Genomic DNA, 26,684 nt, shown 5'->3' with positions numbered 1-26,684 from the left:
ATTTCGGGTCTTGCTGGCGCTTTTGCAACCACTGACGCCAGCGTCGCCGGATTGCAGCCGAGCGAAGGGCCAGAATTTCGCGGCCATTGCGCGGCCAGTTTTTGCTTGTGAACGCCCGGGCGGCTTGTAGCTTGTTCGGAAAGCCGCTCCGACAGAGGCAATTCGGGGGAAATGAGCGTCATCAGGATTGTTCGGGCATGCCGCTAAAGGCTGCCGCTCATGTCGAGGCCATGTCGGCCTTCGCGCTGGCGAATTTCGGCGGCTATGACCGGCCGACGCTTGCCCAGAACGAAAGCGCTTTCCCGCCAAGCCCCACAGCGACTGCCGCCGGCCAGGACGCGATCGCGCGCAGCCATCTCTACCCCGATCCGGACTGGACGGTGTTGCGCGAAGCGATCGCACAGGCCTATCGCGTCGAGCGCGAGCTGATCCTGTGCGGCGCCGGCTCGATGGACCTGATCAGCTGCACCATCGCGGCATTTGCCGGTCCCGGCGACGAAGTGCTCGCCACCGCCTATGCCTATAATTTCGCGGCCTCCGCCACGGCGCGCGCCGATGCCGTCTACGTCACTGCGGCGGAGTGCGACTTCGTCGTTGCCGTCGACAGCATCCTCTCCGCGGTCACGCCGGCAACGCGGATCGTCTTCGTCTGCAATCCCGGCAATCCGACCGGCACCTGCATCCGCAATTCCGAACTGCTGCGCCTGCGCGCCGCCTTGCGCGGCGATGTGCTGCTGGTGATCGACCAGGCCTATGGCGAGTTCGACGATCAGGACCCGCAACCAATCTTTGCGCTCGTCGCACGCGGCGACACCGTCGTGCTGCGCAGCCTTTCCAAGGCCTATGGACTGGCCGGCGCGCGCGTCGGCTGGGGATTGTTCCCGCCTGCGGTCGCGGCCGAAATCCGCAAGCTGCAGAACTCGAACCAGGTCACGACTGCAAGTCTGGCGATGGCCGTCTCGGCAATAGAGGACCAGGCCTATATGCGCGAGACTGTGGCTCGCACCGCCGCGATCCGCGACGGCTTCGCCCAGGGTCTGAGAGCGGCAGGCTATGACGTCCCCGAAAGCCGGACGAATTTCGTGCTGATCCGCTTCCCCGATGCAGCGGCTGCTGCGGCTGCAGACACCGCGTTGCGCGACGCCGGCATCATCGTGCGCAGCCTTGGCGGCTATGGCCTGACCGATTGCCTGCGCGCCACGGTCGGGCCGCAGGAGATGATGGACCTGGCGCTGCGCATCCTGACCGACCAGCGCGGCGGTTGATTTAGCGATCACGAGGAGACTTCAGCGATGTCCTATGTGCCGGCCCGTGACTTCATCGGCTATGGCGACAAGCCTCCTGCCGCAGCCTGGCCCGGCGGCGCCAAGCTGGCGCTCAACATCGTCGTCAATTACGAGGAAGGCGCCGAATACAGCATCGATGAGGGCGACGGTGTTTCCGAGACGATCCTGTCGGATCTGGCCGTGTCTCCCGCCGTGCCCGGCCTGCGCAACCGCAACATGGAATCGCTCTACGAATACGGCTCGCGCGTCGGCGTCTGGCGGCTCGCCTCGCTGTTTCGGGACAAAGGCATCGTGCCGACCTTCTACGTCGTCGGGCGGGCGCTGGAACTCAACCCGGCCGCCGGCAAGGCGATCGCCGAGCTCGGCAGCGATATCGTCTGCCATGGCTGGCGCTGGATCGACTACGCGCCGCTGAGCGAGGCGGAGGAGCGCAATCACATCGCCATGACCGTCGATACAGTGCAGCGGCTTACCGGCATCCGCCCGCTCGGCTGGTACACCGGCCGGCCCAGCCTCAGCACCAGGCGGCTGGTGGTCGAGCATGGCGGCTTCCTGTTCGACTGCGACGACTACAATGACGACCTGCCCTATTTCGTCGACGTCGATGGCAAGCGACATCTGGTTGTGCCGCATAGCTTCGACAACAATGACAGCCGTTTTTCGCGCGGCTCCGGCCTGGAAACCGGCAGCCAGTTCTTCGACTATGTCAGCGACGGGGTGGACTGGCTGCTGGCGGAAGGCCAGACGACACCGCGCATGATGACGGTGTCGTTGCACTGCCGACTGGCCGCACGGCCCGGCCGCATGATCGGCCTCGCCCGCTTCCTCGACAAGATCAGGAACAATCCCGACATTTGGATTTGCCGCCGCTCCGACCTCGCCCGGCATTGGCTGGACCGGTTCGGCGGCTGAGCCGCGAACGCCTACTTGTTCGGAACCTCGTAGACCTTGCCGTGCCAGGGTGCCGCATCGATCTGGTCGAGCGCCATCACATAGAGCGCCTTCTCGTCCGGACCGAAGGCGAAGTTGGGCATGGATGGCGACGGCACCGAAAGCGTGCGCAGCAGCTTGGCGTCCTTGTCGACGACAATGATCTTGCCTGGTGCATCCAGCGAGCGCGGGCTCTGGCCGATATACATCTCGCCGGCCTTGTCCATCTTGATACCGTCCGGCCAGATGTGCGGCTGGTTGGGGAAGAGATCGTCGAGCCGCAGGAAGACGCGGCGGTTGCCCAGGCTGTGATCGGCCTGGACATCGAACTCGATGATCCTGTTGTCCTCGGTCTCGACCAGATAGAGGATCTTGCCGTCATTCGACATGACGAGGCCGTTGGCATTGTGCAGGTCGCCGGCGACCTTCTTCACGCTGCCGTCCTTGCCGATGTAATAGGCCGACGCGTCGATCAGCGGACCGCCCTTGCCCGACCCGCTGAAATAGATGCCGCCATCCTTATCGGGCGCGAAGTCGTTCGGCCCGCTGAACGGCTGGCCGTCGGTGTCCTCGTCATAGGCCGGCAGCGTCTTGCCGTCGGCGGAGATGCGGCCGATCGAGTTGCTGTCATAGCAGGTGACCAGCAACTCGCCGGTCGTCGTCGGCACCACCGCCGAAGGACCGCAGCCATCCATCTTCCAGAAGATCTCGTTCTTCTTGCCGTCCCATACGTCCACGGTGCCGCGGCCATACTCAACGTAGAAGAGTTTGTCCTGGTACCAGATCGGACCTTCGGCGAACCAGGCATCGTCATTGATGACCTTGATATCCGCCGCGTGCGTGGAGGACGTGAGGGCCAGGGCAAACATGGTGCTGAGCAGATGCCGTTTGATCATGCGATTCCCCTTTGTTTCCGGTCGTTGAAATCTGCTTTGCGTCGATAGAAGGAAGCGAGACCTACGCCCGCAGCCTTTTGCCTTCGGGATCGAAGGGCGGCTCGCTCAACAGCACCGCCTCATGCGGCCGGCCGAGGATGGCCACCGACACCTTGTCGCCTGCTTTGGCGGAGCCGGCCTTGACATAACCCAGCGCCAGCGACTGCTCGACGAAGTAGCCGTAGGCGCCTGACGACACCTGTCCGATCGGTGTGCCGTCGGGCAGGAAGATCGGCTCGCCGCCGGTGGCGTCGGCGTCTTTTGCGGCGATCGACAGCATGATCAGTTGATCGCGCGCCGGCTTTTCGGCGATGGCCGCGTAGGCGTCGCGGTTGAGGAAGTCGCCCTTGTCCATCTTGACCAGGCGATCGAACTTGACCTCCTGCGGCCAATATTCGGGCGAGTACTCGCGGCTCCAGCTGCCGTAACCTTTCTCGACACGCAGCGACATCAGTGCGCGCGAACCGACCGGCCCGGCGCCGACCTCGCTGCCGGCGTTGAGCAGCGCGCCGTAGAGTGCGACCTGGTCGGCGGCCGGGCAATAAAGCTCCCAGCCGAGATCGCCGGTGAAGGAGACGCGCAACGCCACCACGTCGACGCCGCCAACCGTGATGCGCTTGGAGCGCATGAACGGAAAGGTCTCGCTGGACAGGTCCGCATTGGTCAGCCGCTGCAGCAATTCGCGCGACTTCGGGCCGGCGACGTTGAAGCCGCCCATCTCCTCGGTGCGCGAGCGGAAGGTCGTGCCTTCCGGCAACGGAACGGCCTTGAAGAAGCGCTGATGAAAACGCTCGGCCATGCCCGAGCCGAACACCATGTACTCGTCTTGGCCAAGCTTGGTCACCGTGAAGTCGCCGGCAATGCCGCCGCGCTTGCCGATCAGCGGCGTCAGGCAGGAGCGGCCGATTTCGGCCGGCATGCGGTTGGCAAATAGCGAATTCAGCCAGGCTTCGGCGCCCGATCCTTTGACTTCGTATTTGGCGAAGTTCGAGACGTCGATGATTCCGGCATGCTCGCGCAGCATGCGCGCTTCGCGGCCGACCGGCCCCCACCAGTTCTGCCTGGTGAAGCCATTCGTCTCCTCGCGTGGTTCGCCTTCGGCGGCGAACCACAGCGGATGTTCCCAGCCGAAATTGAGGCCGAAGACGGCGCCCATCTGCTTTTGCATCTCATAGGCGGGGCGGGTGCGGACGGGACGCCCGGCGGCGCGCTCCTCGTTGGGGAAATGGATCTTGAAGCGATGGCTGTACTGGTCCTGCACGCGCGCCTTGGTGAAGGCCTTGCCGGCCCAATGGCCGAAGCGCGCCATGTCCCAGGCGAACATGTCGAGCGACGGCTCGCCCTCGATCATCCACTCGGCCGCCAGCTTGCCCATGCCGCCGGACTGCGAGAAGCCGGGAATGATGCCGTTGCAGCAGAAATAGTTCTGCAGTTCCGGCACCGGGCCGAACAGCACGGCGCTGTCGGGCGACCAGATCATCGGGCCGTTGATGACGCGCTTGACGCCCGCCTTGCCGACCGCCGGCACGCGCGCGATGGCACGCATCATGTTGTCCTCGATGCGGTCGAGATCGTCGGGAAACAGTTCGTGGCCGAAGTCCATCGGCGTCCCATCCTCGGCCCAGAACTTCATATTGCGCTCATAGGCGCCGATGAGCAGGCCAAGGCCTTCCTGGCGCAGGTAGTATTCGCCATCGCGGTCGGCGACCGAAGGCAGCCGGCGGCCCATGGCGGCGATTTCGGGGATGGTCTCGGTGACGAAATACTGATGCTCGGTCGGGATCAGCGGCAATTGCAGGCCGGCCATCGCGGCGACCTCGCGGCCCCACAGGCCGGCGGCATTGACCACCCATTGCGTGCGGATCTCGCCCTTGGGCGTGCGCACGATCCAGCTGCCGTCGGCTTGAGCTTCCGTGGCGATGACCGGTGTGAAGCGATGGATCTCGGCGCCGCGCTGGCGTGCGCCCGCGGCATAGGCCGCGGTGACGCCGGACGGGTCGACATTGCCGCCTTCGGGTTCGTACATGATGCAGCGTATGCCGTCGAAATCGACTAGCGGGTGCAGCCGCTCCGCCTCGTCGCGCGCGACTTCGTAAAAATTCATCTTGTAGCGCCGTGCCTTGGCTTCCTGCAGCCGCAGCTGGTGCTCGCGTGCCTCGGTCTGGGCGAGATAGAGCGAGCCCGGCTGGAAGATGCCGCAGCCCTGGCCGGTCTCGGTCTCCAGCTCCTTGTAGAGCGCCATGGTGTAATGCTGCAGGCGGCTGATGTTGGTCGAGTCATGCAGGCCATGAATGTTGGCGGCGGCGTGCCAGGTCGAGCCAGAGGTCAGCTCGTCGCGCTCGAGCAGGACCACATCGGACCAGCCATGCTTGGCCAAATGATAAAGGATCGAGCAGCCGATCAGGCCGCCGCCGATGACAACGGCTTGTGCATGGGTACGCATATCGAGATTTCTTCCCTTTGTGTTCGGCGACTTGTCTTGTTCCAGATCAATGAATTCGCTCTCGTCGCCTTTGGCGAAACTCCAGGGGGCGATCAAGCCGCCCCCTGGATGCTGACAGGTCAGGCCTTGTCGAGCCAGACCTTGTCCAGTTGCAGTTCGAATGTCTGATGCATTTTGAGGTTTTTCACATAGGTGGCGTGATGGCGGTAGAGCGAGCGCCAGAATGACTGCACCAGAACGCCGGAATCCTGCAGGATGAACTCGACATCCTTCATCAGCTCCTTGCGCTTGGCCGTATCGGGAATGGCGAGTGCTGCATTGAGCTTCTTGTCGAATTCGGGATTGGCATAGGCCGACTCGTTCCAGGCTTCGCCGCTGCGATAGGCAAGCGCCAGCACCTGTACGCCCAGCGGACGCATGCCCCATTCGGTGGTCGACCATGGATATTTCGTCCAGTCGTTCCAGAACGAAGTGCCCGGGATGATCGTCCGCTTCACCTTGAAACCGGCCTCGCGCATCTGCGCGGCAACGACGTCGGCAGGGTCCTTCACATAGTCCGAATCGTAGGAGATCAACTCGAACTCATGATCCATCTGGCCGGCCTCGGTCATCAGCGCCTTGGCCTTGGCAAGGTCGCGCGGCACTTTCGGCAGTTCGTAATATTCCGGATGGATCGGGCAGACATGGTGGTTTTCGGCGACCTGGCCAAGACCGCTATAACCGAGCTTCAGCACCGTCTCGTTGTCGACCGCGAGCTGGATGGCGTTGCGCACCCGTTTGTCGTCATAGGGTTTGTTGCTGACGTTGGTGCGCAGCACGATCGTTCCGGCGGTGACGACGGATTCCTTGACCAGGCCCATGCCGTCATAGAGATCCACCGTGCCGCCGACGGTCTGGTAGTTGCAGTCGATCTCGCCGGCCTCGAAGGCGCTGGCGATGGCGGGGTTGGAAGCGTCAGTGCCGTAGTCGGTCCAGTCGACACCATCGAGATAGGTTTCGCCGCCAAACCAGGTGAAGTCCTTGCGGCGCCGCACCGAGGCCGAGTCGCCGACCTTGTAGGAGATGAGTTCATACGGGCCGGTGCCGGGCGTCTTGGTCATGTCGGCGCCGTTCTTGTCGAAGTCGCGGTGGACGATGATGGCCGGATAGTCGGCGAAACCGGGGATGATGGTGACATCGGACTGGCCGCATTTGAGCTTCACCGTGTGGTCGTCGATCTTGGTGATGGCGCCGGCGATCGCCTTCTTGGTCGCAGGGTCGATCAGCGTGGCCATGCGACCAGCCATCGAATTGCCCTCGGCCGCCTTGTCGCACCAGCGCTCGATGTTGAAGACGATGTCGTCGGCGTTGAGCTCGTCGCCGTTCGACCATTTCACGCCCTTGCGCACATGCAGCGTGTATTCGGTGGCGTCGTCGCTGACCTCCCAGCTTTCGATGAGATGGCCCTCGAAGGTGAAGTCCTGGGTGTAGCGGATCATGTAGTCGTTGCACTGGCGCAGCACATTGGCCATCTCCGACCAGTCCCATGTGCGCGGATCCTTCATGTCCTTGATGATCATCTGCATCTTCAGGATGCCGCCCTTCTTGCCGGGCTCCATCGTTGCCGCTTCGGCCGGCGTGGGAAGGCCGGCCATTGCATAGGCGAACGCCGTCGAGGCGCCCATCGCGCTCGCCATGGCGAGGAATTCGCGGCGGTCCATCCTGCCGCTTCGGACTTCATCTGCGTAGCTTTCGATGACCGCCGGGACGCGGTCACCGTTGCTCCTGAAAAGTGCCATTGTTTGCTTCTCCGGTTTGGGCTTTCCGCCCGTTCATTCCCCATTACGCAGGGAATGTTAGAGGCGATGCAAAAATCCCGGAAGGGCTTGAGCCCTCACAAACCGCTGAAAACCGGCCTGTAAGGCCTAATAAAACGATGCCATTGGCGTCTCAAATTTTTTCGCGCTCGGTCGTGCCGATGTCGGCGACCACTCCTCAGGCACTGTCTTCCTGCGCCCTCGCGACGATCCATTCGCGCACAGTGCGGGCGATGTTGCCCTTGGAGACATGGGTCTCGGTCAGGTAGTAATTCCAGGGGCTGGGCGGCCGGACCGGAAACGGTTCGACGAGCAGTCCGCGCCTAAGATACGCGTGGGCAAGCGAGCGCTGGGTGGCGACGAGACCGGCGCCCATGGCGGCAAGTTCGAGCGCGATGTTGGAGGCGTTGGTCGACAGGCCCTTGTCGAAATCCTGCATGTCGACGCCAAGCGCGGTGGCAACGACCTGCCAGTATTCCTGGCGGCCGTGCACGAAGATCCGGTCCACCTTGAGGATATCCTCCGGCGCTTTGACGGCGTGCTCGCCTTCGAGCAGGGCAGGCGCGCACAGCAGAACCAGCTCGTCATTCCAGAGCGGAATGGCGGCGGGTGGGCGATCGTCGAAGCGGCGCGTCGAAATGGTGATGTCGGCGACCTGTTCGCTGAGATCTTCCCAGATCGTGCCGTGCAGCACGATCTCGATTTCGGGATGCTTCTTGCGGAAGGCGGCCATGCAGCCGGCCAGCCAATTTTCCGCCAGGCTCATCGGACAGGAGACGACCACGGTGCGGTTGCGCGACGAGGTCACGATCGCCTCCGTCGCCTGGTCGATCTGGTCCAGCGCCTGACGCAGGGTCGGCAGGAACGCCTCGCCCATCTCGGTCAGCTTGAGGCTGCGCGGATAGCGGATGAACAATTGCCGGCCGATGTAATGTTCGAGCGAGCGGACATGCGTGCTGACCGCGGCCTGCGTATAGCCAAGCTCCTTGGCAGCCATGGTGAAACTGAGATGCCGGGCCGAGCTCTCGAACGACCTGATATAGTTCAAAGGCGGGGGTGGCTTCATCTCCGGCTCCTGCGCTGTGCCAGAATAGGTAGACCATGGAGCCGCCGGCGTTCAATTGCACGCAGGCGACATGGCATAGATATTTTTGGTCAAAGCCGCTGAACTAATTGCGTGAATGCACGATGAACCCAAATTAATGATGGCGTGACGACAGAGGGAGTGAAGAAGTGGCTGTGTCGCCCCATCGCCGTGAAGGGCCGGACGCAAGCGCTGAGACTGCCGTGCGCCTGGCCGACTTCGTGTTACGCCGGCCGGCATCGGTTTTCCCTCAGGCGGTGCTGGAACAAGCCCGCTACCTCCTACTCGACACGATTGGAATTGCGATTGCCGCAGGGCCGATGGAGGCCGGCAGGATCGCCAAGGATACCGCGACCCTCCTCTACAATTCAAGCGACCCCAGGCATTCCGCCCGCATGCTTTTCGACGGCCGCCGCGCTTCCCTGGCGGGTGCCGCCTATGCCTGCGCGACGCAGATCGACAATCTCGACGGCCATGACGGCTACAGCCCGACCAAGGGCCATATCGGCGTGGTGGTGGTGCCGGCGCTGGCGGCGCTGGCCGAACAGCTTCCGGAGCTTAGTGGTCCGGAGGCGCTGGCAGCCCTCACCGTCGGCTACGAAGTCGCCGGCCGCGCCGGCATTGCACTGCATGCGACGGTGTCGGACTACCACACGTCAGGGGCATGGAATGCGCTCGGCGTTGCCGCCGTAGCGGCGCGCCTGCGCCGGCTGAGCGACGGACAGCTGCGCGAGGCACTCGGCATTGCCGAATATCACGGCCCGCGCAGCCAGATGATGCGCGAGATCGCCACGCCGACGATGCTGCATGACGGTTCGGGCATCGGCGCGCTGACCGGCCTGTCGGCGGCGGTGCTGGCCGAACGCGGCTTCACCGGCGCGCCGGCGATCACTGTCGAGGCGCCGGAAGTGGCTGCGCATTGGCAGGACCTCGGCAGCTTCTGGCAGGCGCTGCATCAATATGTGAAGCCTTACCCGATCTGCCGCTGGGCGCATGCGGCCATCGACGCCACGCGCGGACTGGTGCTTTCACATCATCTGACGCCGGCCGATATCGGCCATGTCCAGGTCAACAGTTTCCACTATGCCGCGACGCTGTTCGACGGCATGCCGGACACGACGTCGAAGGCGCAGTATAGCCTGCGCTTCGCGGTTGCGACTTTCATCCTGCATGGCCGCATCGGGCTGGAGCATATTTCCGGTGCCGGGCTCGAGGATGCCGTCGTTGCTGAGATGCTCGCCCGCATCAGCGTGTCGGAGCAGGAGCGTCACAGCGTCCGCTTCCCGGCAGGCCGCTGGGCCGACGTCGCCATCACCACCACCGACGGGCGGGTGCTGGCTTCGGGCGACGTCCATGCCCGCGGCGGACCGGAAGCGCCGCTGACATCAAGGGAGATCGAGGCCAAGTATCTGGAGTTCGCGACACCCGTGCTCGGACGGGGCCGCGCCATGGCGATCCGCGACGCCATCCTGTCGCTCACCGATCCGGACAGCCGCTTTTCCGATCTCTCTGCGCTGCTCTACGATCCTCCCGTGATCAGCAAGATCCTCCAGCGGCCGGCGTGGTAGACTGACATGCCGCTCAGGCTGCTGAAATACGGTCTCAGCCGGGATTATCCGGTCAGCGAGGACATTCCCGCCACGCCGGCGCTCAAGCCGTCCTACGATGTCGTCATCATCGGCGGCGGCGGCCACGGCCTGTCCTGCGCGCATCATCTGGCGAAGTACCACGGCATCACCAGCGTCGCCGTGCTCGAGAAGGGCTATCTCGCCGGCGGCAATACGGCGCGCAACACCACGACGATCCGCTCCAACTACATCACGCCGCAAGGCATCGCCTTCTACAAGGAGGGTGTGGCGCTGTTCGAGACGCTGTCGCAGGAGCTCGACTTCAACGTCATGTTTTCGCAGCGCGGCCAGCTGACGCTTGCGCACACGGAAGCGACGCTGCGCAGCTTCCATTCACGTGCCGAGATGGGCAAGCATCTGGGCACACGCACCGAAGTGGTCGACCAGAAGACAGTCGAAGACTTGGTGCCGTCCCTCAACATGGACTATGGCGGCGCGCTCGAAATCCTTGGCGGTCTCTGGCATGCCGATGGTGGCACCGCACGGCATGATGCCGTGGCCTGGGGCTATGCCGCGCAGGCGTCGCGGCGCGGCGTCGAGATCCATCAACGCACCGAAGTGCAAGGGTTCGAGGTCACCGGCGACCGGGTCCAGGCGGTGAAGACCAACCGCGGCCGCATCGCCTGCGGCCAGGTGCTGATCGCCACCGGCGGCATGAATTACGATGTGGCGCTGATGGCCGGCGTCGAACTGCCGATCCGCTGCTATCCGCTCCAGGCGATGGTGACGCAGCCGCTGAAGCCGTGGCTGAACACGCTGGTCTCTTCCGTCTCGCTGCACACCTATCTCGTGCAGTCGTCGCGCGGCGAGGTGGTGATCGGCGGCGGCTCCGATCCCTACCAGCTCTATTCGACGCGCTCGACGCTCGACATGAAGGAACACCTCGCCGAAGGCGCGGTGCATCTCTTTCCGTTCCTGCAAGGTGTCAGGCTGCTGCGGCAATGGGCCGGGATTACCGATATGACGCCGGATTACAGCCCGATCATGGGCGCCAGCCCGCTCGACAATCTGTGGCTCGATTGCGGCTGGGGCACATGGGGCTTCAAGGCGACCCCGGTTGCCGGCAAGCGCATGGCCGAGACCATCGCCACCGGCCGCGTGCCCGACATATTGAAGCCGTTCGCGCTGGAGCGGTTCGAAACCTTCCAACTGCTCAACGAAATGGGCGCGACGGCGGCGAGCCACTGACGATGAAGATCCTGACCTGCCCGATGAACGGTCCGCGCAACATAGACGAGTTCCAGTCTTTCGGGCCGGTGCGCGAGATGCTCGACCCGGCGACGACCGCCGACGCCGACTGGTCGCGGCATCTGTTCCGCGCCGAGAACCGCAGGGGCGTCGTGGTCGAGTGGTGGCGGCACGTGCCGAGCAATTATTTCTTCCTCGCCGAGCGCGATCTGGTCAGCAACGAGATCATCCGCACCTTCGATGCCTCGCAACGCAGCGGCCAGTCATGAACCGCCTGCCCGCCCCTTTCGGTAGCCGCATCGACCGGACGCGCCTGCTGCACTTCAGCTTCGAGGGCAAGAGCTTCGAGGCCTATGCCGGCGACTGCATCGCCAGCGCGCTCGCCGCGTCGGGGCAATGGATGTTGTCGCGCTCGTTCAAATACCACCGCCCGCGCGGCGTCTTCAGCATGAACGGCGCCGAAGCCAACACGCTGGTTCAGCTGCCTTCCGAGCCGAACGTCGCCGCAGACCGGACGCCGGTCAGCGAAGGCCTGGAGGTCAGTGCGCAGAACGTCAACGGCTCGCTGGCGCGTGACCGCGACGCCATCATCGACAGGTTTGGGCGCTTCCTGCCGGTCGGCTTCTACTATCGCACCTTCATGGGGCCGCGCCGCGACAGCTGGCTGAAATTCTGGGAACCGATCATCCGCCGCAAGGCGGGGCTCGGCATCGTCGACACCAAGGCCGCGCACCGGCATTTCGACAAGTCGCATCTGCACTGCGACGTGCTGGTCGTCGGCGCCGGCCCGGCCGGGTTGAATGCGGCGGTCACAGCTGCCGAAGCGGGTGCAGATGTCGTACTCTGCGATGAGAACCCCGAGATCGGCGGATCGCTGACCTATGGTCGCCATGACCCGGCGGTGCTTGCGGGTCTGACGGCGCGGATCGAGGCGCTTCCCAATCTGCGGATCATGACCGGTACGCTCTGCAATGGCTGGTACGAGGACAATTGGCTGCCGCTGATAAAGGGCGACCGGCTCCATCGCACACGGGCGCGCGAGGTGATCCTTGCCACCGGCGCTATCGGACAGCCGGCCATCTTCCGCAACAACGATCTGCCGGGGATCATGCTGGGTAGCGCCGCGCAGCGGCTGATCCGCCACTATGGCGTACGCCCCGGACAAAAGGCCGTGGTGCTGACCGGCAGCGACGAAGGCTATGCCGTTGCGCTCGATCTGGTCGAGGCCGGCGTCTCGGTCATGCTGGTCGTCGATCCGCGTTCCGGCGGCCTGCCAGGCCCGCTCGAAGCCGAACTGCACGGCAAAGGCGTGGCGATCCAGAAGGCCGTGACGGTTGAAGCCGCCGAAGGCAAAAGTGGACACCTTGCTCGCGTTCGCGTCGGCGGCCGCTGGGTCGAATGCGACTTGCTGACGATCTCCGCTGGCGAGGCGCCGGCGTGGCAACTGCCTTGCCAGGCAGGCGCCAAGGTCGGCTACGATGACGTCACCGGATCGATGACGCTCACACTGGCGAAAGGGCCCGTGCGGCTTGCCGGCTCGGTCGGTGGAGACAATGGTCTGGAAGGCGCTGTTGCCGGCGGCCGTCGCGCGGCTGCGCTAGCATTGCAGCGGCTCGGCCATGCGGTTGTACAAGACAAAGTCCTCGGCAAGATCAAACCATCCTGCCCGGTCCATGTGCCGCCGATCGTTGCCGATGCCAACGGCCGCGATTTCGTCGATTTCGATGAGGATCTGCAGGTCAAGGATCTGCACAACGCCATCAAGGATGGCTATCGCGAGATCGAGCTGGTCAAGCGCTTCACGACGGTGGGCATGGGGCCGAGCCAGGGTCGCCATTCGGCGCTGGCGACGGCAAGGATTGTCGCCGAGGCGACCGACCGGACGGTGGCCGAAGTCGGCATCACGACGGCGCGTCCTCCCGTCGGCCCGGAGACGCTCGGCGTGCTTGCCGGCCATCACGAACCGCTGGAGCGGCGCACCGCGCTGCACGCCAGGCACCTCGCGCTCAACGCCGTGATGAAACCGGTCGGCGCCTGGTGGCGGCCCTATTTCTACGGCGATGCGAGGGATGCGCAAAAGGCGATCCGCGGCGAGATCATGGCCGTGCGCGAAGGCGTCGGCCTGCTCGATGTCTCGACGTTGGGCAAGCTGGAGCTGCGCGGGCCGGATGCCGGCGAATTCCTCGACCGGCTCTACACCATGGCGCATGCCAACCAGCCGGTCGGGCGCGTGCGCTATTGCCTGATGCTCAACGAGATGGGCTCGGTGGTCGATGACGGCGTCGCCTATCGCATGGCCGACGACCGCTTCTATGTCACGGCCACCACAGGCGCCGTCGCGCGGGTCTACGCCGACATGCTGTTCTGGAACGCGCAGTGGCGGCTCAAGGTCGATGTCCTCAATCTCACCGGCGCCTTCTCCGGCTTGAACGTCACCGGCCCCAAGGCGCGGTCGGTGCTCGAGGCGCTGGAAAGCAACATCGACTTCAGCCGCGAAGCCTTCCCCTATCTCAGCGGTCGCGAAGGCATCGTCGCCGGCGTGCCAGTGCGGTTGATGCGGATCGGCTTCACCGGCGAACTCAGCTTCGAATTGCATTGTCCGTCCAGCCTCGCGCCGGCGCTGTGGGACGCGGTGATGGAAGCCGGCAAGCCGCATGGCCTCACGCCCTACGGGCTGGAGGCTTCGCGCATCCTGCGGCTGGAGAAAGGTCATATATTGATCGGCCAGGATACAGATGCGATCACCACGCCGGACGAACTCGGCTTCGGCTGGGCGGTGTCGAAGAAGAAGCCGTTCTTCGTCGGCAAGCGCTCCATCGAAATGCGCGCGAGGCTCGGCCAGTCGCGCAAGCTGGTCGGCCTGCAGTTTCCCGCTGACGCAAGGGACATACCCGGCGAGAGTTGCCTGGTGCTGCGCGGCAATGATCCCGTCGGCCAGATCACCTCTGTCGGCTTTTCGCCAACGCTCGGCCGCGCCATCGCGCTGGCCTATGTCCATGTCGACGATTCCACGCAGGGAAGCCGGGTGACGGTGAAGTGCCGCAATGGCGAGTTGGTCGAAGTTCCAGTGGTTGGGCACGCTTTGTTCGACCCGACCAATGCGCGGCAGGAGATGTAGATGGTGGGTCTCGACACAGTCCCCACCTTTCCCTTCGAGCCTGGCGGCGCCGCGCACGGCACTGCGCTGCCTTCCGGCGCTGTCGCGATGACCGATCTCACCGCCAGCCCGCGCTTCGGCCTGAAGGGCGGCGGCAGCGCCGCCTGGCTCGCCGCGCACGGTGTTGGCTTGCCGGCGATCAATCGCATCGGCAGCCATCGCGGCATGCGCGTGCTGCGCCTTGGCAATGAGGATATCCTGCTGCTGGCCGAAGATACTGGCGAGGCGCTGGTCGAACTCCGGAGTGCCTGGGAAGGCGACAGCGGGCCGAAAGGCTATTCATCCTGGCGTGAGGAAGGCTGGGCGTGGATGCGCCTTTCCGGTCCCGCAATTGCCGAAGCGATGAGCCAGCTCTGCGCCCTCGATCTGCGCGCCGACAGATTTGGCGCCGAAGACATCGCGCAGACGCGTGTCGGCCATATCGAAGCGGTTGCCTTCCGCGCGCCGGGCGGTTTCGATGTACTGTTCGACATCACCGCGTCGGCGTATTTCGCCCGGACCGTCTCGGCGGTGGCCAGGCACTGCACGCAACATCAGGCATAGAGGATATCCATGACCCGCCCGCAAGGAACCATCGCCCCGATCCTGACGCCGTTCGAGAACGATGGCCGCATCGCTCGCGACCTCTGGATCTCGCACGCCAAATGGGTGCTGGACCAGGGCGCGCACTACCTGTCGCCGTTCGGCACCACGGGCGAGGCGCTGTCGCTCTCGCTGAGCGAACGCATGCAGGCGCTGGAATGGCTGGTCGAGGTCGGCATTTCGCCCACCCGGATGATGCCCGGCACCGGCGTCACCGCATTGCCCGAAACCGTTGAACTGTCGAAGCATGCGGTCGGTCTCGGCTGCGCCGGCGTGATGGTCCTGCCATCGTTCTTCTACACCGCCGCCGGCGACAACGGCCAGGCGCGCTATTACAGCGAACTGATCGAGCGGGTGGGCAACCCGGCGCTGAAGATGATCCTCTACCACATCCCGCAGAACTCCGGCGTGCCGGTGAGCCCGGCGTTGACCGCCCGGCTGAGCGCTGCATTTCCCGACACGGTCGTCGCCTACAAGGACAGCGCCGGCGACTGGAACAACACGGCGGCGGTGATCGCTGCAGCACCTGCGGTTGCGGTGTTCCCAAGCTCAGAGGCGCAGCTGACCAAGGGCCTCGCCAGTGGTGCTGCGGGCTGCATCTCGGCGACGGTCAATCTCAACGCCGCCGCCATCCGGGCGCTTTACGACGCAACCATTGCAGGCAAGGACGTCAGCGAAGCGGATGCGGCGATCAAGGCATTCCGCAAAATCATTCAGGATGCCGGCCTGATCCCGGCGATGAAGGCGGTGCTGGCGGTTCGTTCCGGCGACCAGCGCTGGCTAAACCTGCGCGCGCCACATGAGAATGCGACGCTGGAACAGGGCAAGACGCTGATTGCCGCGCTCGGCGCTTCAGCTGATCACATTGGCCGCGGCTGAGGCGCAGGATATGTCGGCTCACCCTACCGTCATCCTGCACACCGACCGGCCGGCGGCAGCGATGGCGGTGCTCGGCGAGACGCATCCCGACCTCACCGTCCACGCCTGTGATACCTACGCTGCCCTGCCCGGCCTGATCGAGCAGATTGCCGCGGAGGTCGTCTACACCGTTCGCTTCGACGGCACGCCGCGCTTTCCGCGCCAGGCTCTTGTCGAGAGCCCCACGGTGAAGTGGGTATCGGTCGGTGGGTCCGGCACGGATCATCTTGGACGTTGGGATCCGGCGCGCGTCACGGTGACCAATTCGGCCGCCGTCGCCTCCGGCATGCTGGCGGAATATGCGCTGGGCGCCATACTGTCCTTCTCGCTCGATTTGCGCGGTTTCAGCCGCCGCCAGCAGGCACGCCAGTGGGGCGGTGGCCGTGTCGAGCCGATCGAAGGCAAGACGGTCCTTGTCATCGGCCTCGGCAAGACCGGTACGGCCGTTGCTATGCGCGCCAAGGCGATGGGCATGGAAACACTCGGAATCCGCGCGCGGCCAAGGCCGATGCCCAGCCTCGACGAGGTGCACGACCCGGATGCCCTGCTTGCCCTGCTCGGTCGCGCCGACTTCATCGTCTGCTGCGTGCCGCTGGTGGCGAGCACCCGTGGCTTGCTCGGCAAGGCAGCCTTCGCCGCAATGAAACCGTCTGCGGTGCTCATCGACATTTCGCGCGGTGGCGTGACCGAGGAAGCGGCACTGCTCGAAGCCCTCGACGGCAAGCGGATCAAGGGCGCGGCGCTGGATGTCTTCACCACCGAACCGCTGCCGGCGGACCATCCTTTGTGGGGCTACGACAATGTCGCCATCACGCCGCATTGCGCGGCCGTCTACGAAGGTTGGGACATCAAATCTGTGCGGATGTTTGCCGGCAATCTGACGCGTTACCGCAGCGGCCAGACGCTGGAAAACACAGTCAATCCGGAGCGCGGCTACTAAGGCCGGGAGAACGAAACAAATGACGCAGGACAGGCGCGGCGGGGGCCGCAGATCGAAGATCGGGCGCAGCGGCGGCGGCATCGCACAGCTGCCCTGGCAGCATGTCGAGAACCCCTATCCGCCGATGCAGCTGCTGGACGAGGATCGGATGCAGCGGCTGCACGATACCTCGATGCGCATCCTGTCGGAACTCGGCATTCGCGTCATGAGCGACAAGGTGATGGATCTGTTCGCTGCTGCCGGCGCCATTGTCGACCGCGAGGAAAAGACGATCAGGATCGACGAAAGCCTGGTTACCGAAGCGCTGCGGGCGGTTCCGTCCTCCTTCACGCTGACCAGCCGAAATCCGCAAAAGCAGGTGCACCTCGGCGACAAGTCGCTGGTGTTCGGCCTAGTCGCCGGCCCACCCAATGTGCATGACCGGATCAATGGCCGCCGGCAGGGCAATCTGCCCGACTATCAGAACTTCATCCGGCTGGCGCACCATTTCAACGCCATCCACATCATCGGCAACCAGGTGGTGGCGCCGATGGAATTGCCGGCCAATGCGCGCCATCTCGACACCTATTACGCCAATCTGACGTTGAGTGATCTCTCCTTCCACTGCACGGCGATCGGCCGCGCCCGGGCGATGGACGGCATCAACATGATGGCGATCGCGCGCGGCATCAGCGTCGAGGAAATGCGGGCTTCGCCCGGCGTGACGACGATCATCTCGATCAACTCGCCGCGCCTGTTCGACGACGCCATGGCCGAGGGCCTGATCGCCATGGCCGAGCACGGCCAGCCGGTGACGGTCACCCCATTCACGCTGATGGGCGCAATGACGCCGGTGACGCTGGCTGCCGCGCTTTGCCAACAGAACGCCGAAGCACTGTTCGGCGTGGTGCTGACGCAGCTGGTCAATCCAGGCACGCCGGTGATGTATGGCGCCTTCACCTCCAATGTCGACATGAAGTCGGGTGCGCCGGCCTTCGGCACGCCGGAGAACGCCAAGGCCAACATCATCGCCGGGCAATTGGCGCGGCGCTACAATCTGCCCTACCGCACCTCTAATGCGAATGCCTCGAACGTCGTCGATCTGCAGGCCGCCTACGAAACCGAAATGGCGACCTGGGGGGCGGTGCTCGGCGGCGCCAATCTGATTTATCACGCGGCCGGCTGGCTCGAAGGCGGGCTGACGGCTTCCTACGAAAAGCTCGTGCTCGATGTCGAAATCCTGCAGAACATGATGGAGTTCCTGCGGCCGCTGCCGTTCCAGGAGGACGATCTCGGTTTCGAGGCGATCAAGTCGGTGCCGGCCGGCGGCCATTTCTTCGGCGCCGAACACACGATGTCGCGCTACACCACCGCCTTCTACCAGCCGATGCTGTCCAATTGGCAAAACCATGGCGCCTGGGAGGAAGCCGGCGGCAAGGACGCACTCGAACGCGCGACCGAACTCTGGCAGCAGGCGCTGCACGATTACGAGGAACCGGTGATGGATCCCGCGATCCGCGAGGAGCTCGACGCCTATGTCGCGCGCCGCCGCGAGGAGATATCAGCCAATCCGGACGGCTGACCAATGCCATACGATCTCGTCATCCGCCACGCGAAGTTGATTTCAGGCGACGGTTCGGATCGTTTCGAAGCTGACCTCGCCGTGGACGGCGACAGGATCGCCGCCATCGGCGATCTGTCCGACGCGCATGGCAAGCAGGAGATCGATGCCGCGGGCAAGATCGTTGCGCCGGGCTTCATCGACGTGCACACCCATGATGACGGCGCGCTGCTGGCGCCCGACGGCATGGTGCCGAAGATCAGCCAGGGCGTGACGACGGTGATCGCAGGCAATTGCGGCATCAGCCTTGCGCCGCTGGTGCTGGACCGCGCCCCGCCGCCGCCTTTCACGCTGGTCGGTGGTCAAGAGAACTTTCGCTTCGATCGTTTTGCGGACTATGTCGCTGAGCTGAAGAAGCTGGGTATCGCCACCAACGCGGCCCTGCTCGTCGGCCACACCACCTTGCGCCAGCGCTGCATGCCGGTGACCGACCGCCCGGCCAATGCAGCGGAAACGGCGGCGATGCAGGAGGCGGTGGCGCAGGCGATGGCCGAGGGTGCGTTCGGGCTCAGCACCGGGCTCGACTATCCGCCGGCTGTGAAATCCTCGACCGGGGAAGTGAAGGCGCTGGCCGCAACTGCGGCAGGTCTCGGCGGTCCCTATGTCACCCACACGCGCAACTATTTCGAGACGATGGACGAGGCGATCGAGGAAGCCATCGACATTGCCGACCATGCCGGCGGCAAGCTGTTCATCTCGCACCACCAGTGCACCGGCCGCGCCAATTTCGGCAAGAGCGGACCTTCGTTGAAACGCATAGACCGGGCACGCGAAACGATGGACATCGGCATGGATGTCTATCCATATGCCGCGAGCTCCACTGTGCTCAGGCTCGAGCGTTGCGACACCGGGCTGAAGATCCTCATCACCTGGTCCGACCCGCATCCCGAAATGGCGCGGCGCGAGATTGCCGACATTGCGCGCGAATGGAATTGCAGCGAGCGCGAGGCGGGGGAGCGCCTGCTGCCGGCTGGCGCGGTCTATTTTCAGCTCGACGAGACGGATGTCCGAAATATCATCGCGCATCCGCGCACGATGATCGGCTCGGACGGCCTGCCGCACGACATCCACCCACATCCGCGGCTGTGGGGCACGTTTCCACGCGTGCTCGGCCACTATACCAGGGATGTTGGCCTGTTCAGCCTGGAAGAGGCAGTGTTCCGGATGACGGGGCTGCCCGCGCGCGAATTCGGTATCGAGCAACGCGGCACGCTGGCGGTCGGCAATTTCGCCGACCTGACGATTTTCGACCCGCAAACCATCATCGATACCGCGACCTTCGAAGAGCCGCGCCAGCCTGCTGCCGGCATCGAACATGTCTTCGTCAACGGCATTTCCGTGTGGAGTGGCGGCAGAGCGACCGGGGCGCTGCCGGGTGCGGTGCTCAAACCCACTGCCTCAAAGACAATCGTCAGAAGCGCTTGCGCCTGCGGCGCCGGTCACAGCGCTTCGTAGAGGCTGTCGACCGTCTCCAGCGTGTAGACAAACTCGACCGGCCGCGTGCAGCGCCAGCCGTCAAAACTCTGGCCGGCGAGCGCCTTCAGGGCCTCAGGCATGCGCACGATGCCGCCGCCATAGAGGCGGTTGGCCATGTCGAGCATGCCGGTGCGGTGCATGGCCTCGCTCATGCTGCCGCAAGCCTCCTTGACCAGCCAGACGCGAAAGCCCTGATAGACCGCGTCGAACACGCTCTCGGTGACGCAGCTGTCGGTGAGCACGCCGGTGACAACAAGGTTTTCGATCTTGAGATCGGCAAGCCGCTGCGAAAGATCGGTGCGGCGAAAGGCGCTCGGCCAGTGCTTGTGGATGACGATGTCGCCGGGCAACGCCGCCACTTCGGCGCAGATGTCGGCGCCCTCGCTGCCCGCCACGGCAGAGCGGAATTCCTCGGTCAGGATCTCTTCCTGCCTGGCATAGCCGGCGCGCTCCTCCGGCTTCACCCAGGCCTGCGCGTGGATGACGGGAATTCCGGCAACACGGGCGGCTTCAATCAGGCGGGCGGCGTTGGCGAGCACCGCGTCATAGCCGACGACCGGCCAGGCGGCACCGGGGCGGTATTCGTTCTGCAGGTCGATGACGAGCAAGGCGGCGTGGTTCATGACTGGTCCTTGTCGAAATCGGTGACGAAGCGCAGGAGCAGACGGATCGCCTGATCGAGGTCGGCGATCTCCATGGCTTCATGCGGATTGTGGCTGCCGTTCTCGTTGCGCACGAAAAGCATGGCGGTCGGAATATTCGCGCCAGCAAAGGTGGCGGCGTCATGCCCCGCCCCACTCGGCACATGCGGTACAGGCATCTGCAAATCGGTGGCAGCGCGATCCAGCCTTGCGATCAGTGCCGGCGACATCGTCGCCGGATCCCAGGTGAAGCGCGGGCCGGCTACGAACGTAACGCCGCGCTTTGCACCGACCTCGGCGAAGATCGCATGAAGCCTTGCCTCGATCCGCTCCAGCACAGCGACCTCGGCGCTGCGCACATCGAGGGTGAAGCCGAGTTCGCCGAGCACGCGGCTGCCGCCATGCTGCGTGGGGTCGGACTGCACGCGGCCAAAGGTGATGGTGGCCTGGTGGCCGTCGCGCTCAAGCGCGTCCCATTCGCCTTCGAGGCCGGCGACAAGATCGGCGAAGCCGAGCACACTGTCGTGCCGCGCAAAGCGTGGCTCGGCGCCAGAATGGGCGTAGGCGCCGACGCATTTTGCGTCGACATAGCGAAAGCCGCCGGCAATGCCGGTGACAATGCCGACCGGCACGCCGGCGGCGACCAGGCGCGGCCCCTGTTCGATATGGACTTCGACGAAAGCCGCGATGCGGTCGGCGGCGATCCCCGGCACGCCACGCCGCACGGCATCAGGATCAAAACCTTCCTCGCGCATGTGGTCGGCAAGGCTGCGTCCGCTGTCCGACCGTTTCGCCTCCAGTGCTGCGGGGTCAAGCAAGCCGAGCGCGGCCTGGCTGCCGGGATAGGACAGCGGAAACCACACCGCTTCCTCGGCGCGTGTCACCAGCACGATCAGATCGCGCGGCAATTGGGCGCCCTGCCCGACCAGTTGGGCCATCGCCGCCAGCCCTGCCACGACACCAGCGGCGCCGTCGAAATTGCCGCCATGCGGCACGCTGTCGAGATGGGAGCCTGTAACGATCGCCGGCAGGGCCGGGTCGCGACCTCTCAGCGTCAGATAGAGATTGCCGGCAGCATCGACGCGCGCGACGGCGCCGAGCTTTTCCGCTTCCGCGCGCATGAGAGCGTGGGCAAAACGCTCGCCGGGTCCGTAGGCGACGCGCGTGATGCCCGGCGCATCGGTGGTGGCTTGCGCCAGCGTCTCCAGCAGGCGCCCGGCCAGAACGCCGCCGGCCGTCAGTCCGGCATCGCTCATGAAGCAACCCGCGCGGATTGAGACACGCGCAGCCGGTGTGGCGTGAGATCGTCGAGCGACACCCCTTGCCGCGCGACATCATCCGGCATGCCGGTACCGGCGATCAGGCTGGCGCAGACGCGCGACAGTGCCGGCGAGGTCTTGATGCCGTAGCCGCCCTGTCCGACCAGCCAGACGAAATCCGGCACCTCGTCGTCCGGGCCGACAACGGGCGAACCGTCGGTGACGAAGGTGCGGAGGCCGGCCCAGGAGCGCGACACGCGCTGCACCTCGATGGTGGTGGCCCTTTCGAGACGCTCGGCGCCGATGGCAACGTCGATGTCCTCGGCATAGGCATCCATCGGCGGCGACAGCGTCGCATCGGCCGGCGAGACGAAGAGTTGCCCGGCATCCGGCTTGAAGTAGAACTCGGCGCCGACATCGTGGACCAGCGGCCAGTCCGATATGTCGATGCCCGCAGGTGCGGGGATGTTGAAGGCGGTGCGGCGCTTCGGCTGCAGGCCGACGGGGCGGACGCCGGCCATGACGGCAATCTCATCGCCCCAGGCGCCGGCGGCGTTGACGATGCGCGGCGCAAGAAAGGTTCCGGCCGGGGTGTCGACCCGCCACTGGCCGCCTTGCCGATCGATCCCCTTGACGCCGGCATTGGTGACGATCCGCGCACCGCACGCACGGGCGCCGCGCAGAAAACCCTGGTGCAGGCCGTTGACGTCGATGTCCATCGAATGCGGTTCGATATAGGCGCCGGCGAGATAGTCGGTGCGCAGCACCGGCACGCGCTGGATCGCCTCGGCGGGCGTCATGGCGACGATGGACGGAACCAGCGCTTGAGCCGCCTCCAGATCTTGCCCCAGGAGCTCAAGCTGGTCGGAGCGCGCGACCGTGATCATGCCGCGCTTGCTCAGCAGCGGATAATCGGAAAAGCCGGCCGGCGGTTCGGTCAGGAACGAACGGCTGGCCAGCACGATGCGGCGGATGACGCCGTTGCCGTAGTTTTCGGTAAAGCTTGCCGCCGAGCGGCCGGTGGTGTGGTAGCCGCAATGGGTCTCGCGCTCGAGCAGCACCACTTTTGCGGAGCGGGAAATCTCGAATGCGGCGCCGGCGCCGGCCATGCCGCCGCCAATGACGATCACATCGGTCTGCTCGCTCATGGATATCCATCCTCCGCCATCACGGCTTCGCCGCGCGGCACCGGGCGCGGTTCACCCAGCCGTCCGCGTTTGGCGCGGTCGCGGGCACCGCGGCCTTCGGAGAGATTGTCGGCCAGCGTGTTTTGCCGGGCGCAATCCTCCAGCGCAAGATCGGTCACGACAGGCACCGGCTTGCCGGCAATCTCGATGCCTTTCAGCCGCGCCCACACCGCGCGGCGCTTGCGCGTCTGATGCGATTGCAGTTCGCCGAGTTCGGCGAAACTGGTCTGGCGCTTGATCACCAATGCGCCGGCTGCCACCGCCGCGTCGAACAATTCCAGGCCACGCCTCGTGCGCACGATGATGCCGTTGAGGGCTTCATCGTCGACCGCCGGCCCGCCATTCAGCCAGGCATCGCTAGCGACGATGTCGGCGACCTGGCCGATGGCGTCGGGACAGATCTTGCAACGCGGCTGGATCATCCACTTGTCCTCGTCCTCCCACAGCTGCCGGTATGTGAGCTGGAAGGCGCGGCCGTCTTTCGTCTCGACCCGGTTGGGGCCGGGATTGCCGTAACCCCGGTAGCGGAACAGCGCGAGTTCGTCCTCGGCGAGGCCGAAACGCTGCAGTACCTGTTCCGATTTCGACAGGTCGGATGCGCCGCCGCAAGCAAAGGTGAGCGCATAGCGCATCAATTCATCGACGCGCGGATCATGCCGCGCCAGATTGCGCACGGCGGTGATGTCGCAAGGCTTGGCGATCAGCGCGAAAGGTTCGCCACGAGCAAGTATCTCGGTGAAATTTTCAAGCGGCGCCACCGGACCGTAGCGCGACCCCGCGCCTTCGAGAACCGAGGCGGCGTCGAAGCTCAGCCGCGACTCGCTGCGCATCGGCGCGGAGCGAGACGCCGAGACGTGCAGGAGGAAACTGACGCGGCCAGAGGTGAGCAGGAACTGGCCGAGTGCCGTCAGCACACCGCCGCTCGATGCCTGGAAGCGCACCGCCGGGTCTCCGGCATAGCCGAGGGCCAACCGATGGGCCGGTCCCCACACGGTGTCGTTCAGCGCGGCGGTATCCGCCTGCCACGGCGGTGGCCCGGCAATGCGCGTTCCCGGGCAGACGGCATTGATGCGCATCAGGGTCGCATGGTTGAGCGCCGTGTGGGCCACGGGCCTGAGGCGCCCCTCCGGCGTCATGATCATCTCGACCTCTTGCGGGCCGGCGAGCGACCGGCAGAGCCCGCAACCGATGCAAAGTCCGTTCTCGACGATCTCGGCCAGCGATAGCAGACTGGCCGGCGGCTCGATGCACTCGGCGGATGGATTGCGGCCCAGATCAGACATGCGAACCGGCGGGCTCGCTGATCAGACGATACTGATCCGGGCGGCGATAGAGCGCGAAGTTGAAATTCACCTTCCGGCACGTCTCGATTAAGTCGAGATCGGCGCGATGGATTATGACCTCGTCGCCGAGCGAAATCGCCTGCGCCGCGATCTCGCCGGTCGGTGCGATGATGCAGGAACCGCCGATCAGTGCCTGGCCGTCTTCAAGGCCGGCCTTGGCGGCGGCGGCAACCCACAGCGTGTTCTGGTAGGCGCCGGCTTGCATCGGCAGATGGTTGTGGAACATTCTGAGATGCGCCAGCGCCGGCGCTTCGTCGAGCAGCAGCGGCGTGTTGTAGCCGAGCAGCACCACCTCGGCGCCGTTGAGGCACAGCATACGATAGGTTTCCGGCCAGCGGCGGTCGTTGCAGATCGCCATGCCGACGCGGACGCCGCGATAGTCGAAGACCGGGAAGCCGAGATTGCCCGGCTCGAAATAGCGCCGCTCCAGATGGGTCGTCGTGCCTTCTTCCGGTTCGGCCGAGCCCGGCACATGCATCTTGCGATAGCGGCCGATCAAGCGTCCGTCAGGGTCGACCAGGTCCACGGTGTTGAAATGACGTGTGCGGCCGTCTTCCTGCGCAAGTTCGCAATAGCCGAGCGCAAAGCCGACCTTGAGACGCGCGGCGGCGTCGTAGAGACGCTGCGTTTCCGGCCCTGGCATCGCGCTTTCGAAGAAGGCGTCGATCTCCGCCTGATCGTCGATGCGCCAGCGCGGAAAGAAGGTGGTCAATGCCATCTCGGGGAAGACGGCAATCTCGGCGCCGGCGGCAGCAGACTGCTCCAGCAGATGGACGAGGCGACCGACGGTCTCGGCGCGCGTCGCGCTGCGCTGGATCGGCCCGGTCTGGCAGACCGCAATGGTCAGGCATCGAGCCATGGCGTCGTCTCCTCGACTGGTTTTCCCGAGCGGGCCGGGTCGGCGGCTGTGCGCTCGACGAATTGTCCGAAGCCGGGCTGCGCCTTCAGCACACCATCGGCGATCACCGGCACGCCGCGCACCAGAACGGTGGTCGGCTTGCCAGTCACACTCTTGCCCTCGTAAGGCGTGAAATCAACGCGCGAATGCAAAGCGGCGTGGCCGAGCGTCCAGGTCGCTTCGGGATCCCACAGCGCCAGATCGGCATCGAGGCCGACCGCTATCCGGCCCTTCCGATCGGCGAAGCCGTAGATCGCAGCGGCATTGCGCGAGGTGAGATCGAGATAGCGGTCGAGCGTCAGCCGGCCGGTCAACAGCCCTTCCGAAAACAGCAGCGGCAGACGGGTCTCGATGCCGGGAATGCCGCTTAGCGTGGTGGTGAAACCCGGTGTCTGCGACCTGCCGATCTTGTCGGCGAAGTAATAGGGTGAATGGTCGGAGGACCAGAGGTCGATGCCGCCATCGATCAATGCCTGCCACAGATGCTCGTGACTGCGCGGCGAACGCGGCGGCGGCGAAAAGATGAAGCGCGCCGCATCGAGCGCCGGGCGGTCGAGGTCGGCGCCACTGATGAAGAGGTATTGCGGGCAGGTTTCGGCGATCGCATCGACACCGCGCAAACGCGCCCGCGCCACCTCCTCCGCCGACTGCCAGGAAGAGACATGGACAATGGTCATGCGCGCGCCGGTCATCTCGGCGAAGGCCAGTGCGCGATGCGTCGCCTCGCGCTCCATAGTCTCGCTGTGCGCGACGACATGGTAGCGGATGTCGGTGCGGCCGAGGTCGATCAGCCGCTGGCGTGTGCGCCGGATCGCGGCGTCGTTTTCGGCATGGACCATGACGATCCAGCCGAGATTGTGGGCGGTATCAAGCACCCTGAAGAAGAGATCGTCGTCAACTGCAAAGCCCTGATAGGTCATGAACAGCTTGACCGAGGCGATGCCGCGGCCGGCAAGCGCGGCGAGCTGCTGCTCGACATCGGCGCCGGTGCCCATTGTCACCACGGCATGCAGCCCGTAGTCGATCACCGCGCGGCCGGCCGCGCGATCGAGCGCTCGATCAATGGCGCCGATCGTATTCATATCCGGACCCGGCATGCCGAACGGGACAATGCAGGTGGTGCCGCCGAAGGCCGCCGAGATGGTGCCGGACTCGAAGTCGTCAGCATTGCCCGCGCCGCCCCAGACCGGCTGGTCGAGATGGCAATGGGCGTCGATGCCGCCGGGCATGACCCAGCGATTGCTGGCGTCGATCAGCGTCTCGCCGGAGAGGCCGTTGCCAATGGCCGCGATGCGACCGTCATCGATGCCGACATCGCACTCAGCCCACCCGTCGTCGAGCGCAACGCGTCCGCCTGTGATGACGAGCTCATGCATCCGATTTGCCCACCCCA

21 protein-coding genes are annotated in these 26,684 nt (G+C 65.0%); 11 read left to right on the top strand and 10 right to left on the bottom strand.

Annotated features, from left to right (window positions below):
* Positions 1-197: 197 nt before the first annotated feature.
* Positions 198-1,265 (top strand): pyridoxal phosphate-dependent aminotransferase, encoded by a 1,068-nt coding sequence (locus AC1DZ8_RS21000; protein ID WP_477302134.1) that lies wholly within the window; start codon positions 198-200, stop codon positions 1,263-1,265.
* A 27-nt stretch (positions 1,266-1,292) separates the two neighbouring features.
* Entirely contained in the window at positions 1,293-2,198 is a 906-nt protein-coding gene (locus AC1DZ8_RS20995; RefSeq protein WP_477302132.1) for an allantoinase PuuE, read from the top strand.
* Between the two features lie 11 nt (positions 2,199-2,209).
* Here AC1DZ8_RS20995 and AC1DZ8_RS20990 read toward each other — a convergent pair whose 3' ends face one another.
* The 4 genes from AC1DZ8_RS20990 to AC1DZ8_RS20975 all read right to left on the bottom strand — a co-directional run bounded on the left by AC1DZ8_RS20990 (position 2,210) and on the right by AC1DZ8_RS20975 (position 8,456).
* The gene (locus tag AC1DZ8_RS20990; protein ID WP_477302131.1) at positions 2,210-3,112 is read right to left on the bottom strand and encodes an SMP-30/gluconolactonase/LRE family protein; all 903 of its coding nucleotides are present in this window, start codon (positions 3,110-3,112) and stop codon (positions 2,210-2,212) included.
* Between the two features lie 61 nt (positions 3,113-3,173).
* Positions 3,174-5,594, bottom strand: coding sequence for a GcvT family protein (locus tag AC1DZ8_RS20985; protein WP_477302129.1), 2,421 nt, complete (start codon positions 5,592-5,594; stop codon positions 3,174-3,176).
* Between the two features lie 119 nt (positions 5,595-5,713).
* Positions 5,714-7,372 (bottom strand): ABC transporter substrate-binding protein, encoded by a 1,659-nt coding sequence (locus AC1DZ8_RS20980; RefSeq protein WP_477302127.1) that lies wholly within the window; start codon positions 7,370-7,372, stop codon positions 5,714-5,716.
* Positions 7,373-7,568: 196 nt separating this feature from the next.
* The gene (locus AC1DZ8_RS20975; RefSeq protein WP_477302125.1) at positions 7,569-8,456 is read right to left on the bottom strand and encodes a LysR substrate-binding domain-containing protein; all 888 of its coding nucleotides are present in this window, start codon (positions 8,454-8,456) and stop codon (positions 7,569-7,571) included.
* Positions 8,457-8,623: 167 nt separating this feature from the next.
* Here AC1DZ8_RS20975 and AC1DZ8_RS20970 point away from each other — a divergent pair, with 167 nt between their 5' ends.
* From AC1DZ8_RS20970 to AC1DZ8_RS20930, 9 genes are read left to right on the top strand one after another with little or no spacing between them, the layout of a single operon-like run.
* A complete protein-coding gene (locus tag AC1DZ8_RS20970) occupies positions 8,624-10,042 on the top strand; it encodes an MmgE/PrpD family protein (protein WP_477302123.1) in 1,419 nt (472 codons plus the stop codon).
* A 6-nt stretch (positions 10,043-10,048) separates the two neighbouring features.
* On the top strand, positions 10,049-11,290 hold the full coding sequence (locus AC1DZ8_RS20965) for an FAD-dependent oxidoreductase (RefSeq protein ID WP_477302121.1): 1,242 nt from the start codon (positions 10,049-10,051) through the stop codon (positions 11,288-11,290).
* Between the two features lie 2 nt (positions 11,291-11,292).
* The gene (locus tag AC1DZ8_RS20960; RefSeq protein WP_477302119.1) at positions 11,293-11,559 is read left to right on the top strand and encodes a sarcosine oxidase subunit delta; all 267 of its coding nucleotides are present in this window, start codon (positions 11,293-11,295) and stop codon (positions 11,557-11,559) included.
* Positions 11,556-14,408, top strand: coding sequence for a 2Fe-2S iron-sulfur cluster-binding protein (locus tag AC1DZ8_RS20955; protein ID WP_477302117.1), 2,853 nt, complete (start codon positions 11,556-11,558; stop codon positions 14,406-14,408). The genes AC1DZ8_RS20960 and AC1DZ8_RS20955 overlap by 4 nt, the downstream gene beginning before the upstream one ends.
* On the top strand, positions 14,409-14,990 hold the full coding sequence (locus tag AC1DZ8_RS20950; protein WP_477302115.1) for a hypothetical protein: 582 nt from the start codon (positions 14,409-14,411) through the stop codon (positions 14,988-14,990).
* A gap of 9 nt (positions 14,991-14,999) precedes the next feature.
* Positions 15,000-15,908: a dihydrodipicolinate synthase family protein gene (locus tag AC1DZ8_RS20945; protein ID WP_477302113.1), complete on the top strand. Its 909-nt coding sequence runs from the start codon at positions 15,000-15,002 to the stop codon at positions 15,906-15,908.
* Between the two features lie 10 nt (positions 15,909-15,918).
* Entirely contained in the window at positions 15,919-16,887 is a 969-nt protein-coding gene (locus AC1DZ8_RS20940) for a D-2-hydroxyacid dehydrogenase (protein ID WP_477302111.1), read from the top strand.
* A 19-nt stretch (positions 16,888-16,906) separates the two neighbouring features.
* The gene (locus AC1DZ8_RS20935) at positions 16,907-18,448 is read left to right on the top strand and encodes a trimethylamine methyltransferase family protein (RefSeq protein WP_477302109.1); all 1,542 of its coding nucleotides are present in this window, start codon (positions 16,907-16,909) and stop codon (positions 18,446-18,448) included.
* 3 nt (positions 18,449-18,451) lie between these two features.
* Positions 18,452-19,942: an N-acyl-D-amino-acid deacylase family protein gene (locus AC1DZ8_RS20930; RefSeq protein ID WP_477302107.1), complete on the top strand. Its 1,491-nt coding sequence runs from the start codon at positions 18,452-18,454 to the stop codon at positions 19,940-19,942.
* Here AC1DZ8_RS20930 and AC1DZ8_RS20925 read toward each other — a convergent pair.
* Genes AC1DZ8_RS20925 through hydA form a run of 6 tightly spaced genes read right to left on the bottom strand, consistent with a single transcriptional unit; the run spans position 19,927 to position 26,667 of the window.
* A complete protein-coding gene (locus AC1DZ8_RS20925; RefSeq protein ID WP_477302105.1) occupies positions 19,927-20,586 on the bottom strand; it encodes a cysteine hydrolase family protein in 660 nt (219 codons plus the stop codon). The two genes, AC1DZ8_RS20930 and AC1DZ8_RS20925, sit on opposite strands and share 16 nt — an antisense overlap.
* Complete coding sequence (locus AC1DZ8_RS20920; protein WP_477302103.1) at positions 20,583-21,860, bottom strand: Zn-dependent hydrolase; 1,278 nt, start codon at positions 21,858-21,860, stop codon at positions 20,583-20,585. Before AC1DZ8_RS20920 ends, AC1DZ8_RS20925 begins: the two co-directional genes overlap by 4 nt.
* Positions 21,857-23,011, bottom strand: coding sequence for an NAD(P)/FAD-dependent oxidoreductase (locus AC1DZ8_RS20915; RefSeq protein WP_477302101.1), 1,155 nt, complete (start codon positions 23,009-23,011; stop codon positions 21,857-21,859). Before AC1DZ8_RS20915 ends, AC1DZ8_RS20920 begins: the two co-directional genes overlap by 4 nt.
* On the bottom strand, positions 23,008-24,333 hold the full coding sequence (locus tag AC1DZ8_RS20910) for a Coenzyme F420 hydrogenase/dehydrogenase, beta subunit C-terminal domain (RefSeq protein WP_477302099.1): 1,326 nt from the start codon (positions 24,331-24,333) through the stop codon (positions 23,008-23,010). Before AC1DZ8_RS20910 ends, AC1DZ8_RS20915 begins: the two co-directional genes overlap by 4 nt.
* On the bottom strand, positions 24,326-25,252 hold the full coding sequence (locus AC1DZ8_RS20905) for a nitrilase-related carbon-nitrogen hydrolase (RefSeq protein ID WP_477302097.1): 927 nt from the start codon (positions 25,250-25,252) through the stop codon (positions 24,326-24,328). The genes AC1DZ8_RS20910 and AC1DZ8_RS20905 overlap by 8 nt, the downstream gene beginning before the upstream one ends.
* Complete coding sequence (hydA, locus tag AC1DZ8_RS20900; protein ID WP_477302095.1) at positions 25,237-26,667, bottom strand: dihydropyrimidinase; 1,431 nt, start codon at positions 26,665-26,667, stop codon at positions 25,237-25,239. Before hydA ends, AC1DZ8_RS20905 begins: the two co-directional genes overlap by 16 nt.
* Positions 26,668-26,684: the final 17 nt, after the last annotated feature.

The organism is Mesorhizobium sp. P2_F7, assembly GCF_056403695.1.
Note: the sequence above shows the minus strand (reverse complement) of the source record. Positions and strands in the feature narration are given on the sequence as shown.